At 65.0% G+C, this 16,039-nt stretch carries 15 protein-coding genes; 9 read left to right on the forward strand and 6 right to left on the reverse strand.

The window, feature by feature from the left end; all coding sequences use genetic code 11:
• Nucleotides 1–204: 204 nt before the first annotated feature.
• Together ABX298_RS00170 and ABX298_RS00175 are read left to right on the forward strand one after the other, a co-directional pair.
• Nucleotides 205–1,512 (forward strand): substrate-binding domain-containing protein, encoded by a 1,308-nt coding sequence (locus tag ABX298_RS00170; protein WP_274079876.1) that lies wholly within the window; start codon nt 205–207, stop codon nt 1,510–1,512.
• Between the two features lie 188 nt (nt 1,513–1,700).
• Nucleotides 1,701–2,765, forward strand: coding sequence for a TerC family protein (locus ABX298_RS00175; protein WP_286100119.1), 1,065 nt, complete (start codon nt 1,701–1,703; stop codon nt 2,763–2,765).
• A 132-nt stretch (nt 2,766–2,897) separates the two neighbouring features.
• On the opposite strand, the gene ABX298_RS00180 is transcribed toward ABX298_RS00175, so the two are convergent.
• Complete coding sequence (locus tag ABX298_RS00180; RefSeq protein WP_013973159.1) at nt 2,898–4,127, reverse strand: acyl-CoA dehydrogenase; 1,230 nt, start codon at nt 4,125–4,127, stop codon at nt 2,898–2,900.
• Nucleotides 4,128–4,267: 140 nt separating this feature from the next.
• On the opposite strand from ABX298_RS00180, the gene ABX298_RS00185 reads away from it, so the two are divergent.
• Nucleotides 4,268–5,194, forward strand: a complete 927-nt coding sequence (locus ABX298_RS00185; protein ID WP_025339647.1) for a LysR family transcriptional regulator — start codon at nt 4,268–4,270, stop codon at nt 5,192–5,194.
• 194 nt (nt 5,195–5,388) lie between these two features.
• Nucleotides 5,389–6,543: a cysteine desulfurase family protein gene (locus tag ABX298_RS00190; protein WP_367393899.1), complete on the forward strand. Its 1,155-nt coding sequence runs from the start codon at nt 5,389–5,391 to the stop codon at nt 6,541–6,543.
• Nucleotides 6,544–6,550: 7 nt separating this feature from the next.
• Here ABX298_RS00190 and ABX298_RS00195 read toward each other — a convergent pair whose 3' ends face one another.
• The 3 genes from ABX298_RS00195 to nfsB form a co-directional block, all read right to left on the reverse strand.
• Complete coding sequence (locus tag ABX298_RS00195; protein WP_025339649.1) at nt 6,551–6,988, reverse strand: RES family NAD+ phosphorylase; 438 nt, start codon at nt 6,986–6,988, stop codon at nt 6,551–6,553.
• Nucleotides 6,985–7,434, reverse strand: coding sequence for an antitoxin Xre/MbcA/ParS toxin-binding domain-containing protein (locus ABX298_RS00200; protein WP_013973163.1), 450 nt, complete (start codon nt 7,432–7,434; stop codon nt 6,985–6,987). The genes ABX298_RS00195 and ABX298_RS00200 overlap by 4 nt, the downstream gene beginning before the upstream one ends.
• A gap of 149 nt (nt 7,435–7,583) precedes the next feature.
• Nucleotides 7,584–8,237, reverse strand: coding sequence for an oxygen-insensitive NAD(P)H nitroreductase (gene nfsB, locus ABX298_RS00205; RefSeq protein ID WP_367393900.1), 654 nt, complete (start codon nt 8,235–8,237; stop codon nt 7,584–7,586).
• A 104-nt stretch (nt 8,238–8,341) separates the two neighbouring features.
• Between nfsB and ABX298_RS00210 the strand changes: the two genes are divergently transcribed.
• The 3 genes from ABX298_RS00210 to ABX298_RS00220 are packed head-to-tail and all read left to right on the forward strand — an operon-like array spanning nt 8,342 to nt 10,778.
• Nucleotides 8,342–9,265, forward strand: a complete 924-nt coding sequence (locus tag ABX298_RS00210; RefSeq protein ID WP_367393912.1) for a LysR substrate-binding domain-containing protein — start codon at nt 8,342–8,344, stop codon at nt 9,263–9,265.
• Between the two features lie 47 nt (nt 9,266–9,312).
• Entirely contained in the window at nt 9,313–10,143 is an 831-nt protein-coding gene (locus ABX298_RS00215; protein WP_025339652.1) for an AraC family transcriptional regulator, read from the forward strand.
• A 50-nt stretch (nt 10,144–10,193) separates the two neighbouring features.
• Nucleotides 10,194–10,778, forward strand: coding sequence for a LysE family translocator (locus ABX298_RS00220; RefSeq protein ID WP_367393901.1), 585 nt, complete (start codon nt 10,194–10,196; stop codon nt 10,776–10,778).
• A 122-nt stretch (nt 10,779–10,900) separates the two neighbouring features.
• On the opposite strand, the gene ABX298_RS00225 is transcribed toward ABX298_RS00220, so the two are convergent.
• Nucleotides 10,901–12,109, reverse strand: coding sequence for a sugar transporter (locus tag ABX298_RS00225; RefSeq protein WP_367393913.1), 1,209 nt, complete (start codon nt 12,107–12,109; stop codon nt 10,901–10,903).
• A 204-nt stretch (nt 12,110–12,313) separates the two neighbouring features.
• Here ABX298_RS00225 and ABX298_RS00230 point away from each other — a divergent pair, with 204 nt between their 5' ends.
• Complete coding sequence (locus tag ABX298_RS00230; RefSeq protein WP_075047005.1) at nt 12,314–13,633, forward strand: hypothetical protein; 1,320 nt, start codon at nt 12,314–12,316, stop codon at nt 13,631–13,633.
• 137 nt (nt 13,634–13,770) lie between these two features.
• Here the strand turns inward: ABX298_RS00230 and calA are convergent, their stop codons facing one another.
• Nucleotides 13,771–14,823: a vanillin reductase gene (gene calA / locus ABX298_RS00235; protein WP_085615128.1), complete on the reverse strand. Its 1,053-nt coding sequence runs from the start codon at nt 14,821–14,823 to the stop codon at nt 13,771–13,773.
• 180 nt (nt 14,824–15,003) lie between these two features.
• Between calA and ABX298_RS00240 the strand changes: the two genes are divergently transcribed.
• Nucleotides 15,004–15,909 (forward strand): AraC family transcriptional regulator, encoded by a 906-nt coding sequence (locus tag ABX298_RS00240; protein ID WP_054572090.1) that lies wholly within the window; start codon nt 15,004–15,006, stop codon nt 15,907–15,909.
• Nucleotides 15,910–16,039 lie beyond the last annotated feature (130 nt).

The following is a 16,039-nucleotide window of genomic DNA, read 5'->3' on the forward strand; positions in this document are numbered from 1 at the left end:
GAGCCAGCTCCCATAGTTACAGCGCAGGTTTCAGGATTGGCAAGGGCCCTGTGGGAGCTGGCTTGCCGGCGATGGGCTGCACAGCAGCCCCATTGACGCGAACTTACAAGCATCAGGCAAAGCCCACTGCCCCATGGACTGTCACATTATCATCACGCCACTGTCGTAATCTGCCGGCCATCTCTATGCCATAGGCCTTCCGGCATGCCCCGTCTGCTTGTCTTGCTGCTCACTCTGCTGCCGCTGGCGACCCTGGCCGAGCCCGCTCACCTGCGCGTGCAAGGTTCCAACACCATCGGCGCGGCCTTGCTGCCAGCGCTGGTGCAAGGGCAACTGCGCGCACAGCAAGCTACCGCCATCGAACAATACCCGGGCACGCTGGCCAATGAGACTGTCATCACCGCTCGCGATACGCGTGGCCAGCCTTTGCGCATCGACATCGCCGCACACGGTTCCAGCACCGGCTTCGTCGCCCTGGGCCATGGCGAGGCCGACCTGGCCGCCGCGTCGCGGCCGATCAACGACAACGAAGCAAGCCAACTGCAGGCTTTGGGCGACCTGCGCGCCGCTGCCGCCGAACAGGTCATCGGCCTGGATGGCGTCGCCGTCATCGTTCACCCCGACAACCCGCTGCCACAGCTCACCACAGGGCAACTGGCACAGATTTTTGCCGGGCAGATCCAGCGCTGGGAGCAATTGGGTGTTGCCGGTGGGGCCATCCACCTGTACGCCCGTGACGACCGCTCCGGTACCTTTGAGACCTTCAAGGCACTGGTGCTGGAGCCTCAGCACGGCGAGCTTTCGCCCAAGGCCCAACGCTTCGAGTCCAGCGACGAGCTGGCCGCGCGAGTGAGCACCGACCGCCAGGCCATCGGTTTCAGCAGCCTGGCGGCGGTGCATGGGGCCAAGGTGCTGGCGGTGGCCGAAGGTGACGCGCCGGCCATGCTGCCGGAGCGTGCACTGGTGGCCAGCGAGGATTACCCGCTATCGCGGCGCCTGTACTTCTACCTGCCGGCCAACCCCAAGCCCCAGGCCAAGGCCCTGGCCGATTTCGCTCAGAGCCCGGCGGGCCAGGCGATCGTCGCCCAGCAGGGTTTCGTTGCGCAGCAGATCGAGGCCCAACCTGTAGCCCCCCAGGCCGACATGCCGCCGCGCTATCGCACCCTCGCCCAGCAGGCGCAGCGGTTGAGCGTTAACTTCCGCTTCCAGGAAGGCAGCGCCAGCCTCGACAACAAGGCCCTGCGCGATGTGCAGCGGGTGGCCGACTACCTGCGCCAAGCGGGCAAGTTGCGGCGCAAGGCGGTGCTGGTGGGCTTTGGCGACCCCAAGGAGACACCCGGTCGCGCCGCCCTGCTCTCCCGCCTGCGGGCCCAGGCGGTGCGCCGTGAGCTGGCGCGCGATGGCGTGGAGGTGCTGGAGGTGACGGGGATGGGGGATGAACTGCCAGTGGCAGGGAACGAACTGGAGCAAGGGCGACTGCGTAATCGCCGGGTGGAGGTGTGGGTTTATTGAACGATAGGCCTGCTCTGGCCTGACCGGGTAGGAGTGCCCTGGCAAAGAAATGTAACAGCTCCCCATTCGGCATCACCGGCAAACGGGTCTAGGCTCAAGCCCATGTGATACCGGGCCCCTCTGACGGCTGCCAGGCCGCCATGTCGGATCACTGTTGCCATGCAACGTCGACATTGAAGGAGGGGCTCATGACAGCTCTACAGACATTCCTCACCACCCCGTTCCTCGGTACCAGCGCCTGGTTGTGGCTGGTGTTCATGGCCATCGTCATCGGTTTGCTGGTACTCGACCTGGGCGTGCTGCACCGCCACGACCGGGAAATCGAAATGCGCGAGAGCCTGCTGCTGTATTCGGGCTATTTCAGCGTCGGCGTGCTGTTCGGCGCCGGGGTCTGGTACCAGTTGGGCGCGCAGTCGGCGCTGGAGTTCTACACCGGCTTCCTGGTCGAGCAGTCGCTGTCGATGGACAACGTGTTCGTCATGGCGATGATCTTCAGCTATTTCGCCATCCCCCGCCGCTACCAGCACCGCGTGCTGTTCTGGGGCATCCTCGGGGTGGTGTTCCTGCGGGCGATCATGATCGGCGTGGGCGCGGCGCTGGTGCAGAACTTCGCCTGGGTACTGTATATCTTCGGTGCCTTCCTGCTGTTTACCGGGGTGAAGATGGCGCTGTCGAAGGAGGACAGCCGCCCCGACCTGGCCAACAACCCGATCCTGAAGTTCGTGCGCCGGCACATGCGGGTCACCGAGCAGATCCACGGCTCGCACTTCTTCGTGCAGCAGACCCCGCCCGGGCAGCACAAGGCGCTACGCCATGCCACCCCGCTGTTCATGGCGCTGGTGCTGATCGAACTGGCCGACCTGGTATTCGCCGTCGACAGCGTCCCGGCAATCTTCGCCATCACCCAGGACCCGTTCATCGTCTATACCTCGAACATCTTCGCCATCCTCGGCTTGCGCTCGCTGTATTTTGCGCTGGCGGCGCTGATGCACCGGTTCGTTTACCTCAAGTACGCGCTGGCGCTGGTGCTGATCTTCATTGGCTGCAAGATCTTCTACCACGGCATGGTGGGCAAGGTGCCAGCGTTGCTTTCGTTGGGGGTGACGTTCGGGTTGTTGCTGGGTGGGGTGGTGGTTTCGCTGGTCAAGACGCGAGGGGAGAAGCCGGAAATCAAGGGTGCTCAATCCAGACAGCCTTCAAATGCCGATCGCACAGTCAGCGAGAAGGAGGAAGACCCGCAGATGCGGGTCTGACCATCCAGAGTGAGCCTTCAAGGGCCTCTTCGCGGGCTTGCCCGCTCCCACAGGTATTGCGCACAGCTTGGAGGCGGCACAGTACCTGTGGGAGCGGGCAAGCCCGCGAAGAGGCCGGAACAAGCCGGTAAATTACCGCCCGCTACGCATCATCTCCGCCGGCACGTACTTGCCAATCTCATACTTGCCAATCGCCGCCCGGTGCACTTCATCCGGCCCGTCGGCCAGGCGCAAGGTGCGCTGCATGGCGTACATGTACGCCAGCGGGAAATCGCCACTTACCCCTGCCCCGCCATGAATCTGGATCGCCCGGTCGATCACCTTCAGTGCCACGTTCGGCGCCACTACCTTGATCTGCGCAATCTCGCTGCGGGCGACCTTGTTGCCGACCGTGTCCATCATGTACGCCGCTTTCAACGTCAGCAGCCGGGCCATGTCGATCTCCATGCGCGAGTCGGCGATCTTGTCGACGTTGCCGCCCAGACGCGCCAGTGGCCGGCCGAAGGCGGTACGCTCCACCGAGCGCTTGCACATCAGTTCCAGCGCGCGCTCGGCCATGCCGATCGAGCGCATGCAATGGTGAATGCGGCCGGGGCCAAGGCGCCCCTGGGCAATCTCGAAGCCACGGCCCTCACCCAGGATCACGTTCTCATACGGCACCCGCACGTTCTCGAAGAGCACCTCGGCGTGGCCATGGGGAGCATCGTCATAGCCGAACACCGGCAGCGGGCGGACGATCTTCACCCCAGGCGCATCGGTGGGCACCAGCACCATCGAGTGCTGCTGGTGGCGTGGCCCTTCAGGGTCGGACAGGCCCATGAAGATCATCACCTTGCAGCGCGGGTCGCAAGCGCCGGAGGTCCACCACTTGCGGCCGTTGATTACCCATTGGTCACCGTCACGCACTGCGGTGGCGGCCATGTTGGTGGCATCCGAGGAGGCCACGTCCGGTTCGGTCATGGCGAACGCCGATCGGATCTCGCCACGCAGCAGCGGCTCCAGCCACTGGCGCTTCTGCGCTTCGCTGCCATAGCGCACCAGCACTTCCATGTTGCCGGTGTCTGGCGCCGAACAGTTGAACGGCTCCGGGCCGAGCAACGAACGGCCCATGATTTCTGCCAGCGGGGCGTATTCCAGGTTGCTCAGGCCGGCACCGTATTCCGATTCGGGCAGGAACAGGTTCCACAGCCCTTCAGCGCGAGCCTTGGCCTTGAGTTCTTCCATGATCGCGGTGGGCTGCCAGCGGTCGCCCTCGGCGACCTGGCGCTCGAACACCGCCTCGGCGGGGTAGACATAGGCGTCCATGAACGCGCTGACGCGCTCACGCAGTGCCTGGACCTTGGGCGAATAGGCGAAATCCATCTGGGCTACCTTCACGGTTCGGAGTACATGGGCCAGAGCCTAGAGCAGCATGACCCCATCCACCTAGTCTATTTTCCGCGTGTATAAACATTCATAACCGATATATGATCGGCCAATAATTCCAACAAAGAGCGGCGCCCATGAACCTCAGCAAGGTCGACCTCAACCTGTTCATCGTGTTCGATGCGATCTACACCGAAGCCAACCTGACCCGCGCCGGGCAGATCGTCGGCATCACCCAGCCGGCAGTGTCCAACGCCCTTTCGCGGCTGCGCGAAACCTTCAACGACCCGCTGTTCGTGCGTACCGCGCAAGGCATGGTGCCCACGCCCATGGCGCAGAACATCATCGGCCCGGTGCGCAACGCCCTGGCACTGCTGCGCACCTCGGTGCAGGAAAGCCGCATCTTCAACCCGCAACAGGCCAACAAGACCTTCCGCATCAGCATGACCGACCTGACCGAAGCGGTGATCCTGCCGCCGCTGTTCCAGCGCTTGCGCCGCCTGGCGCCGGCGGTGCTGATCGAAAGCTTTTTGTGCAAGCGCCGCGAGACCACCAAGGAACTCGCCGCCGGCCGCCTGGACTTCGCCATCGACGCACCGTTGAACACCGACCCGCAGGTACGCCACGTCAAACTGATGCAAGACCGCTATGTCTGCGCCCTGCGCCAGGGCCACCCGCTGGCCGACAGCAAGCTGACCCTCGACAACTACCTGGGCATGACCCACATCCATATTTCCAGCCGACGCAACGGCCTGGGCTATGTCGACCTGGCCCTGGGCAAGATGGGCGTGCAGCGCAAGGTTGCCTTGCGCTCGCAGCATTACCTGATGGCCTCGCAGGTGTTGCAGCAGACCGACATGGCGATGACCGTCCCCGAGCGCTTCGCCCGTCGTCATCAGTTGCGTTACCAGCCACTGCCGGTGGAGGTGCCTGCGCTGGAAACGCACCTGTACTGGCATGAAAGCACCGATCAGGACCCGGCCAACCGCTGGATGCGCGAGCAGATCACCGAGTTGTGCGAACGTGTGGTTGCCGAGGAAGAGAGGGCCTTGGCACCAGCCTGAAGAGGCTGACGAGGGGCCTTTGCTGAGCCCCTCGCGATGCGGAGAAAAATTTTCCAGGAAAAGCTCAATAGAGAGAAATTTTTATTGCGCATCCTGAGAATAGAGCCGGCGGAAGCGAAAAATATCTCTCGAGCAGCGGGTACGCTTGCTCCAACGATCGCCGATTTCACGGCGACAGAAACGGACCCGCCCCAATGCCCAGCGCCCCGCTCTACTTCGATTACGCCGCCACCACTCCGGTCGACGACCGGGTCATCGAAACCATGCTCGCCTGCCTTGGCAGCCAGGCCAACTTCGGCAACCCGGCGTCCAGTGGCCATGCCTTCGGCCAGGCCGCCCGCCACGCCGTGGAGCAGGCCCGCCAGCAAGTGGCCGAACGCGTCGGCGCACAGGCCGATGCACTGGTCTGGACCTCAGGTGCGACCGAGTCCAACAACCTGGCGCTCAAGGGCATTGCCCAGGGCCTCGGTAAACCCGGGCACCTGATCACCAGCCAGCTGGAACACAAGGCCGTGCTCGACACGGTGGCCGAACTGGAGCGCCAGGGTTGGGCCGTTACCCGCCTGGCACCGGATGCCGTCGGCCTGATTCAGCCTGCGGCGGTGCAGGCAGCGTTGCGCGCCGACACCCGCCTGGTATCGCTGATGGCGGTGAACAATGAACTGGGCACGATCACCGACTTTGCCGCGATTGGCGAACAGGTACGTGCCCACGGTGCCCTGCTGCACGTGGATGCGGCGCAGGCGGTGGGCAAACTGGCCATCGACCTGAGCGCCATGGCCGTGGACCTGATGTCGTTCTCGGCGCACAAGGTGTATGGGCCCAAGGGCATCGGTGCGCTCTACGTCGGGCCACGCGCCCGCACGCTGATGCGTGCGCAGATGCACGGCGGCGGCCATGAGCAAGGCCTGCGCTCCGGCACCCTGGCGACCCACCAGATTGCCGGCATGGGCAGCGCCTTTGCCCTGGCCGGCCAGCCCGGCGACAGCGAACACTTGCGCCTCGAGCAACTGGCCAGGCGCCTGCGCGAAGGCCTGCTGGCCCTGCCCGGCGTCACCCTGAACGGCTGCGCCAACCAGCGCATTCCCCATACGCTGAACCTGTGTATCGACAGCAAGGGCTTCAACAGCGCGGCGCTGGCCAGCGAGCTGGCGTTGTCGACTACCTCGGCCTGCAACTCGGCGAGCAATGCGGCCTCGCATGTGCTGCTCGCGCTGGGGCTGGATGAACACCAGGCACGCAACAGCGTGCGCCTGAGCATCGGGCGTTTCAGCAACGAGGCTGAAGTGGACAAGGCCCTCGAAGTGTTTGGCCGGGTGCTGACAGCGGCATCAGCGGCACTTTGGTGAACCGGCCCTAGAACAGCCGGCTGTCCGGGGTGAAGTCCTCGACCTTGAGCCTGGCGCTGTTTGCCTGCGGATGGCGCGGGTTGAACAGGTAATTGGTGGTGCTGGGCATGATCGCGCTCGGCACCGGCAGCAGCAATGCCGAGCACTCATCCAGAAAGCGGTTGCCCAGGCCCCGGGTCAGTTCGGTCTGGCTCGACCAGCCAGGCTGCAAGGCGGGCAACTGCGCTTGCGAAACGGTGTCGGGCAACTCGATACGCAGCAGCCGCATGGTGGTGGGGAAATCCTCAGGGTCGATCTCCAGGTGCACCAGCACCTCCAGCATTGCCCCGGCTGGGCTGGTGGCGGCATACACCACTGGCCGGCCCGCCTGGTGCCAGCGGCCGCTGACACGCAAGCCGCCCGTTCCGCTCAAGTCTGCATAGGCGCTGATACGCCACAGAATCACAGGCCGAAGCCCTCGGCGATCTGCAGCAACATCTCTTCGACCTGGGTGGTGCCCTGCTGGGTGGTGAGCATCTGCATCGGCGTCAGCCCCGAGAAGCGCTCCTTGGGCTTGGACAGCCAGCGCTTGGCCTTGCCCGCCTCACCGAACACGGCTTCGGCCATGGCGGTGATATGGGCCGAGCGGAACAGCCGGTCGCTTTCTTCCACGGTCAGTGGCTGGTCACGTTCGATGCGGGTTTTCAGCGTGCGCAGGGGAATGATCTGGTCACGCTCCACAGGGGTGAACACGCCGAGTTCGGTCAGTTTCACCAGCCAGGTGGCAGCGAAGCCATGGGTGATGCGGGTGTGAATTTCGAAGTCACTGGCGAGTTCGGGGATTTCCAGCAGTGCATGCAGGCGCGCCCGGTACTCGTGGTAACCGTTGTCGCGAAGCACTTCGGCAAGCATGGCGCTCTCCTTTCCGGCGTTTGCCGACAAGTATGCGGCATATGCCGGACATATGCCAGTCCATGAGGCCTGTGAAAGCCTTGAAGGCGATGCCATCCTGTGGGAGCGGCCTTGCGTCGCGAAAGGGCCGCAGGGCGGCCCCGGGTATCTCACAGGAAGGTGAACACCTGCGAAGCCGGCAACCGCGACTTGTTCAAGCCAGCGTTGAAGTCCGCCTCGCTGCGATAGCCCAGGCTGAGAATGACCACACTGGTGAACCCACGCTCGCGCAAGCCCAGCTCGGCATCGAGAATCTTGCTGTCGAAGCCTTCGATCGGCGTGGCATCCAGCCCATGTGCCGCAGCCCCCAGCAAAGCAGTACCCAACGCCAGGTAGGTCTGCTTTTCCATCCAGTGCTGCACGTCCTTCTGGTCAAAGCGGTGCAGGTCGACGTAATGCCGGCGGCTCTGGTTCTGCCCGGCACGCGCCTGCTCATCGCGGAAGCGGCCATCGGCGCCTTCCTGGTGGAGCACGGCATCCAGGTGCGCTTCGGTCATCTCGGTTCGGGTGCAGAACACGATCACATGCGAGGCATCGAGGATCTTCGGCGAATTGTAGGCATAGCGCTCTGTGGTGCTCTTGGCCAGGCGAGCCTTGCCTTCGGCGCTGTCGGCAACGATGAAATGCCACGGCTGCGAGTTGACCGAGGAAGGGCTATGGCGCAGTTGCTCGAGCAGGGCATCGACAGTCGCCTGGGGAATGCGGCGCGAGGCATCGTAGGCTTTGGTGGTGTAGCGGCGCTTGGCCAGCGAGACGGTATCCATGCAACAACTCCGGGAATGAACAGAGGATTTGCCGGGCATCTTATCTTTCCTGCAGAAAAGAAAAACCGGCACAATGCAGCAACACTTTCATCCCTGGAGTGAAAATGCTGCGCATCGCCGACCTCGAACTGTTCGTCCGCAGCAGCGTGCTGGGCAGCTTTACCGCCGCCGCCCATGAGGCCGAACTGCTGCCGGGGCAGGTGGCCGCCGCGATCAAGCGCCTGGAGCGCGACCTGGATGTGCGCCTGTTCGCCCGCACTACCCGCAGCCTGCGCCTGACCGCCGAAGGCGAGTTGTACCTGCCGACTGCCCTGAATGTGCTGGAGAGCCTGCGCCAGGGGCGTGAAGACCTGCATGGCAACGCCAACACCCTGCGCGGTACTCTGCAGGTTTCGGCACCGTCCGACCTGGGCCGCAACATGTTGCTGCCGTGGCTGAGCGCCTTCCGCCGCGAGCACCCGGCCCTGCACCTTCGCTTCTTCCTGTCTGACCAGATTGCCGACCTCAACCGCGACCCGGTAGATGTGGCGATCCGCTACGGCCTCAACCAGGACGCCAACTACATTGCCCTGCCGCTGGCGAACTGGAACCGCCGGGTGCTGGTGGCGGCGCCCGATTACCTGGCCCGTCACGGCCGCCCCCTCACGCCCGACGCCCTGCAGCAGCATGCCTGCCTGCTGTATATGCAGCACAACCGGGTCTACGACAAGTGGCGGGTGGGCAACCGCACCGTGCAGGTGCGTGGGCCGCTGATCAGCGACGATGCCGACGTGATCCGCCGCCTGGCCTTGCAGGGCGAAGGCATCGTCTACAAGTCGTGGCTGGACGTAAGCGCCAACATCGCGGCCGGCGAACTGGAAATCATCCTACCCGAGCACTTTGGTGAACCCGCCCCGGTCACCCTGGTGTGCCCGCACCGAAAGCAGCTCACGCCCGCAGTGGCGCAACTGCATCTGTGGCTGCGCGAACGCTTCGAGGCCTTGCGTAACCGGGCGCTGGCCAACGGCTGCACAATCGTTCCAGACTGAGCCTGGCCGTTGCGCTAAGGTAGCGATTTCTGCCACGGCACGCCCCCATGAGCAACTGGATCGACCTCAAGCAAGACGCCGACACCGGCATCGAGTCGGTCCGCGCGCATTTCGTCGGGCATGCCTACGACCCGCACTGGCACGACAGCTTCCTGGTTGGCGTTACCGAGCAGGGCGTGCAGCAATTCGATTGCCGGCGAGTACGCCATCGCAGCACGCCGGGGCACGTGTTCCTGCTGGAGCCCGGTGAAATCCATGACGGCCATGCGCCCACCGAGGACGGCTTCACCTATTCGACGCTGTACCTGGAACCCACCTGGGTGGACAGCCAACTGCGGGCACTGTTCGAACACGCGCCAGGCGACAGCCTGCCCAGCTTCGCCGATACCTTGTGCCACGATGAGCGCCTGGCGCGTGCCACTGCCCTCGCCTTCCAGGCCGTGCATACCCAGGACTTGCGCATTGTCCGGCAGACGGCCATGGACGACCTGCTGGCCTGCCTGACCCGCCACCTGCACTGGCGCCGACGCCTGAACCCGGACCCGCGCCTGCCGCTGACCGCGCAGCGCGCACGGGATTACCTGCACGCCAACCTGGAGCGCGACATCGGCCTGGAAGACCTGGCCCAGGCCTGTGGCATCGACCGCTTCCGCCTGACCCGCGCGTTCAAGGCCGCATTCGGCCTGGCGCCGCATGCCTATCTGATCCAGCTGCGCCTGGCCCGGGCGCGGCGCCTGCTCGCCCGAGGCCAGACACCAACCGAAGTGGCCATGGCCCTGGGCTTTGCCGACCAGAGCCACCTGGGGCGCTGGTTCCGCCGTGCCTACCAGCTGACCCCGGCCGACTACCGCAGGCGCTGCTCAAACCTTCCAGACTGAAAGGCGGCAGGCAGCGAGCATGGTGCTTCGTTTATCCGGAGCCCTTGATCATGTCGCAGTCGTTGTTGCCCTTCATCCTGTTTGCCCTGGTGTCCAGCATCAGCCCGGGGCCGACCAACCTGTTGATTCTCGCCCATGGCGCCCGCGTTGGCCTGCGCGCGAGCCTGGCGCCGATCGTGGCGGCCTGCGGTGCAGCAGCAGCGATCGTGCTGATGGTGGGCCTGGGGCTGGGTGAACTGCTGCTGCGCCACCCGCTGACCCAGCAGTTGATGAGCTGGGCCGGGGTTTTGTGGTTGAGCTGGCTGGCGTGGAAGATGCTGCGCAGTGCTGCCGCCCCGCTGCAGGCGGCCACGGCGCAAGGCTTCAGTGCACTCAGTGCGGCCTCGTTGCAGGTGGTGAACCCCAAGGTGTGGTTGATGGCCGTGGCGGTGGCCGGGGTGTTTGCCGCGCCGTCGTTGCCGGTATGGCAACTGGCGCTGGTGTTCTTGCTGATTGCCCTGCCATGCATGGCGGCTTGGGCGCTGCTGGGGGTGGGCAGCGCGCGATGGTTGCAGGCACCGCGGCGGTTGCGGGTGTTCAACCAGGTGTTGGCGGGGGTGTTGTTGATTTCTGCGTGGGCTGCCGTACTGGCTTGAGCCCGCTATTGCCAGTACCGGCCTCTTCGCGGGCACGCCCGCTCCCACAGGTACAGCATCGCGCCTGAAGTTGATGCAGTACCTGTGGGAGCGGGCGTGCCCGCGAAAAACAGCACGGTCATTCAGGAATGCCCTGCCCCCAGCGCCTCGCGGAACCGCCGGGTGCTGGCCACAGCCAGCAGCAACCCGGCCACCGCCACGCTACCGCCCACCAGGCCGATATCCGCCACATCCAGCTGGCTGCTGACGATACTGCCCAGCAACGCACCACCGCCAATACCGATGTTGTAGATACCCGAGAACAGCGCCATGGCCACATCGGTGGCATCGGACGCCAGTTTCAGGGTCTTGGACTGCAGCGACAGGCTGAAGCTGAGGATCGCCACACCCCAGAACATGCTCAACGCGGCAAACATGTAGAAGTTGCCCGACAGCGGCAACAGCAGCAACAGGCACGCCGCCAGCAGGCCGATCGACCCTACCAGGAAGCCATGCGGGAAGCGGTCGCTGTAACGGCTGAACAGCAATGAGCCGAACACCCCGGCACCGCCGAACAGCAGCAGCAACAGCGTGGTGCGCTCACCGCCTATCTGCGCCACGTGCAGGGCGAACGGTTCGATGTAGCTGTAGGCAGTGAACTGCGCGGTAATCACCAGCGTCACCAGCACATAGGTGATCACCAGCGCCGGGCGCTTGAACAGGATCGGCAGGCTGCGCAGCGAGCCCGAGTTCTGGCTGGGCAGCAGCGGCAGCGACTTCATCAGGCACAGCATGGTCGCCAGCGCCACCCCGGCAATGCTCAGGAAGGTGATGCGCCAGCCCAGCGCCTCGCCCACCACGCGGCCCAGCGGAATGCCCAGGACCATGGCCAGGGTGGTGCCAGTGGCCAAAAGGCCCAGCGCCTTGGCCTGCTGCCCTGGCGGCGCCACGCGCACCGCCAGGGAAGCCGTGATAGCCCAGAACACCGCATGCGCCAGGGCAATACCGATGCGGCTGACCAGCAACATGGCAAAGCTCTGTGACAGCCACGACAGCAGGTGGCTGACGATGAACACCAGGAACACGAACAGCAACAGGCGCCGCCGCTCGATGTTGCGGGTCAGCAGCATCATCGGCAGCGAGGCCAGCGCCACCACCCAGGCGTAGATGGTCAGCATCAGGCCGACCTGCGCGGTGCTCATGTCAAAGCTGCGGCCAATGTCGCTGAGCAGCGCCACCGGGACGAACTCGGTGGTGTTGAAGATGAAGGCCGCCAGGGCCAGGGCAATGACGCTCAGCCAGCTGCCGCTACCCGCCGTGGGTGGCATGTTGGTGGGTGTGGGTCCGTTCATGGGTGCAAACCGCTTCTCCGCAGGCAAAGCAACAGGACGCACGCCAGCCACCCGCTTGCCGGGGTGTGGACGCACGCTTTGTTATTGGAAGGAATGCCCGGCATGGTACGCGTCAAGCCGGGGGCTCACAACCGCGAGGCGGGCAGAAGGAGTAACATGCGCGCTTTGTGCGAACGCGTATGCAACAAGGAGCCCGATCCGCTCATGGACCAGCAGCACTCCCAGCAGCAACAGTGGCAGCAGGCGGTCACCGCCTATGCCCAGGCCGTCAACGACTATGTCGCGCAGGGCCGCGCGCAAGGCTGGGATGACCTCGAAGAGCCCCTGCCGCAAGCCACCGATCATTTGCTCGATGCCTGGCTGCAAGCCCTGCAAGCAGCCAACCGGCCTGGCGTAGAAGCCTTCGAGCAGCAAGCCTTCCGCGAAGCCTGGCCACCCGCCCACCACCCATTGCTGCCGCTGATCAAGGAGCACGGGCAAGGCATCGGCAACGTCCTGCTGCTGGAGGATGGCAGCCTGCTGGCACGTATCGGCATGCCGCATGACAAAGGCCAGGTGGTGCGCATCGACCCTCTCGGGGTGACCCCGGTGATCGGCGTCGATCACTTCGGCCGCTGCCCGGCCCGCCGCTATTTCGCCCTGGCCAATGCCGAGGGCATACGCGTGACCGATGGCTGGGGCGGCCCGCAGGTGCTGCGCCTGGCCTGGCCCACGGGGTTGGAGGGGTTGCCGCCGGGTTACCCGTTCGAGCCATTCGACCTGCCGCCCACGCCGACCGCGCTGATCCCCTTCCCGGATGGCCAGCGGGTGCTGCTGGTGAGTGCCGAGGGTATCTTCCTGCTGACGCGCCACGGCGCGACCCGCCTGCTGCCGCACCAGGCGCGGGTGCTCGACGAGCTGGACGAAGGCACCGACCCCGACGACATCAGCCTCGGGCTGAGCATGGAGCACGGTGCGGTGTCGGCGGATGGCCGGTTGATCGTGGTCGGCGAGCAAGGCAGCCGTCACCTGGTGCTGGACGACCAGCTCAGGCCCGTGGCAGCAATCGGCCCGGCCAGCGAGTATCCGCACTTTGCGCTGTTCAACCGCGCGGGTGACCAGTTGGTGGTCAACGCCTGCCATTTCTACAGCGGTGCCACGCTGGCTGTCAGGGTGGCCGACTTGCCGGGGCTGGATACCGACTACTACAGCCAGGACCCGCGTACCCCGCTGGTACAGGATGGCGCACGGGTGTATGCCGGCGTGGCGCGCGACGGGGAGTACATCGTGGGGGATGCCTATGGTTACCTGCGGGCATTTGGCGAAGACGGCATGGAGCATTGGCAGCATTACCTGGGGTCGACCATCAGTGCGCTGGATATCAGTGCGGACGGGCGTACGCTGGTAGCGGCGAGCCATGCCGGGTTCGTTTCGGTGATTGTCCTAGACAACGGGCGGCCGGCCTGGCAGATCGGTACCGGGGCGCATGGCGAGGTACGGCGGTGGTTGTTCTGGAAAGGCTGGGACAGGGCATTGGCCTGGTAACAGATCCAGCATCTTCATTGCCTGTACTGGCCTATTCGCGGGCTCGCCCGCTCCCACAGGTAAATCACAGCTTACGAAGTCTGTGCAGTACCTGTGGGAGCGGGCGAGCCCGCGAAGAGGCCGGGGCAGGCAACCAATCAGCCCTGCAAAGTAGCCATATCGATCACGAACCGGTACTTCACGTCCCCGGCAATCATCCGCTCATACGCCTGGTTGATATTGCGGATATCCAGCAACTCGATATCACAACGAATCGCGTGCTCGGCACAGAAATCCAGCACTTCCTGGGTCTCGGCAATACCACCGATCAACGACCCCGCCAGCACCCGGCGTTTCATCACCAGATTGGCCGCATGCACCGCCGGGTCGATCGGCTCGATCAGGCCGACCAGGATGTGCACGCCATCGAATTTCAGGGTTTCCAGGTACGGGTTGAGGTCGTGCTGCACCGGGATGGTGTCGAGCAGGAAGTCGAAACGGCCCGCCGCGGCGTGCATCTGCTCGGCATCGGTGGACACGATCACATGGTCGGCACCCTGGCGACGGGCTTCCTCGGCCTTGGCCTGGGAACGGGTGAACAGGGTCACTTCCGCGCCCAGAGCCTTGGCCAGCTTGATGGCCATGTGGCCCAGGCCGCCCATGCCGAGGATGCCGATCTTGTGACCGGGGCCGACACCGTGGTGCTTGAGCGGCGAATAGGTGGTGATGCCAGCGCAGAGGATTGGCGCGGCGCTGGGCAGGTCCATGCCGGCCGGGATGCGCACCACGAAGTGCTCGCTGACCACGATGCTGCTGGAGTAACCGCCCATGGTGTTGCTACCGTCGACCCGGTCCGGGGTGGCGTAGGTCATGGTCGGGCCTTCCAGGCAGTATTGCTCCAGGTCCTTGGCACAGGCTTCGCAGTGGCGGCACGAGTCGACCATGCAGCCAACGCCGACCAGGTCGCCGACCTTGTGCGCGGTCACTTTGTCGCCCACCGCGGTGACGCGGCCGATGATCTCGTGGCCCGGCATCAGCGGGTACACGGCAATGCCCCATTCGTTGCGCGCCTGGTGAATGTCGGAGTGGCACACGCCGCAGTACAGGATATCGATGGCGACGTCGTCAGGGCGCGGGCTGCGACGCTCGAAGGTCATGGGAGCCAGAGGGCTGGTGGGGGTCTGGGCGGCGTAACCGATGGCGGTGTACATGCAGGGCCTCGCTATGAAGTGAAACGATTCAGGCGGCGCATTCTGCGCGCCATGCGCCGCCTCGCCCACGGCTGATTCTCCGGCATCGATGCCTGATTCTCCGAAGATGCCATGCAGCACCTGGCGCCGAGCGTTCATTCTGCGATGATCAGACTGTCTGATCCTCTGCCCTGGTCCATCATGCAACTGACCCGCCACGTCGACGCCAATGCGCCGCTTTGCACACTGATCCGCAGCCTCGCCACGCGCCCGGGCTTCGTGCCCACGCACCTGCCCCAGGTGCAGGTGCTGAGCTGGGACCACTATGTGGCCAGCAGCCCGCAGATCTACGAACCCAGCCTGATGATCCTGGCCCAGGGCAGCAAGCTGGCGCGCCTGGGGCCGCGTACCCTGGAGTACGGCGCCGGGCATTACCTGGTGCAGGCACTGTCGGTGCCGTTCATGTGCGAAACCTTCGCCACCCCCGAAGCTCCATTGCTGGGCGTGGCAGTGGACATCGACCGCGGCGTGCTGGGTGAACTGGTGCAAAGCATGGCCCTGGCGCCGGATGCCGCGGTGCAGGCGCAAACCCCGCAGTCGATGACCTCCGCGGCACTCGATGCACCGATGCGCGAATGCGTGGAACGGCTGCTGCGCTGCCTGCAGGACCCAGTGGACGCCAAGGTGCTGGGGCCGGCGCGGGTACGCGAGGTGCTGTACACCGCCTTGCGCGGCCCACAGGCGGGCGTGTTGCGGGCGCTGGTGGAGCAACAAGGGCACTTCGCCCGCATCGGCGCCGCCCTTGCCCACCTGCGCGAACACTACACCGAGCCGCTGAGCGTGGAAGCGCTGGCCGCGCGCGCCAACATGAGCGTTTCGACCTTCCACGAGCACTTCAAGCGCTGCACCGACATGGCACCAATGCAGTACCTCAAGCGCCTGCGGCTACTAAAGGCGCAGCAGATGCTGATCGGCGAAGGCCTGGGGGTGGCGCAGACCGCGCACCGGGTGGGGTACCAGAGCACCTCGCAGTTCAGCCGCGAGTACAAGCGCCAGTTCGACCGCAGCCCGGGGGATGAATTGCCGTACCAGAGCCTGCCAGTGTAATCGCCTGCCCTGGCCCCATCGCCGGCAAGCCGGCTCCCACAGGGACAGCAAAGCTCTTGAGGTCAATGCGGTCGAGATAGCTGCAACTGTCCTGCATGGCCTGTCAGGGCCTCATCGCCGGCAAGCCGGC

Source organism: Pseudomonas sp. X4, assembly GCF_040784925.1.
Taxonomy (GTDB): Bacteria; Pseudomonadota; Gammaproteobacteria; order Pseudomonadales; family Pseudomonadaceae; genus Aquipseudomonas; species Aquipseudomonas putida_Z.

What these genes read in the sequence shown, in the direction of transcription:
- ABX298_RS00230 (WP_075047005.1), top strand. Translation starts at nt 12,314, where the DNA reads ATGGACCAGCAGCACTCCCAGCAGCAACAGTGGCAGCAGGCGGTCACC.
- ABX298_RS00170 (WP_274079876.1), top strand. Translation starts at nt 205, where the DNA reads ATGCCCCGTCTGCTTGTCTTGCTGCTCACTCTGCTGCCGCTGGCGACC.
- ABX298_RS00215 (WP_025339652.1), top strand. Translation starts at nt 9,313, where the DNA reads ATGAGCAACTGGATCGACCTCAAGCAAGACGCCGACACCGGCATCGAG.
- ABX298_RS00180 (WP_013973159.1), bottom strand. Translation starts at nt 4,127, where the DNA reads ATGGATTTCGCCTATTCGCCCAAGGTCCAGGCACTGCGTGAGCGCGTC.
- ABX298_RS00220 (WP_367393901.1), top strand. Translation starts at nt 10,194, where the DNA reads ATGTCGCAGTCGTTGTTGCCCTTCATCCTGTTTGCCCTGGTGTCCAGC.
- ABX298_RS00185 (WP_025339647.1), top strand. Translation starts at nt 4,268, where the DNA reads ATGAACCTCAGCAAGGTCGACCTCAACCTGTTCATCGTGTTCGATGCG.
- nfsB (WP_367393900.1), bottom strand. Translation starts at nt 8,237, where the DNA reads ATGGATACCGTCTCGCTGGCCAAGCGCCGCTACACCACCAAAGCCTAC.
- calA (WP_085615128.1), bottom strand. Translation starts at nt 14,823, where the DNA reads ATGTACACCGCCATCGGTTACGCCGCCCAGACCCCCACCAGCCCTCTG.
- ABX298_RS00175 (WP_286100119.1), top strand. Translation starts at nt 1,701, where the DNA reads ATGACAGCTCTACAGACATTCCTCACCACCCCGTTCCTCGGTACCAGC.
- ABX298_RS00190 (WP_367393899.1), top strand. Translation starts at nt 5,389, where the DNA reads ATGCCCAGCGCCCCGCTCTACTTCGATTACGCCGCCACCACTCCGGTC.
- ABX298_RS00240 (WP_054572090.1), top strand. Translation starts at nt 15,004, where the DNA reads ATGCAACTGACCCGCCACGTCGACGCCAATGCGCCGCTTTGCACACTG.
- ABX298_RS00210 (WP_367393912.1), top strand. Translation starts at nt 8,342, where the DNA reads ATGCTGCGCATCGCCGACCTCGAACTGTTCGTCCGCAGCAGCGTGCTG.
- ABX298_RS00225 (WP_367393913.1), bottom strand. Translation starts at nt 12,109, where the DNA reads ATGAACGGACCCACACCCACCAACATGCCACCCACGGCGGGTAGCGGC.
- ABX298_RS00200 (WP_013973163.1), bottom strand. Translation starts at nt 7,434, where the DNA reads ATGCTTGCCGAAGTGCTTCGCGACAACGGTTACCACGAGTACCGGGCG.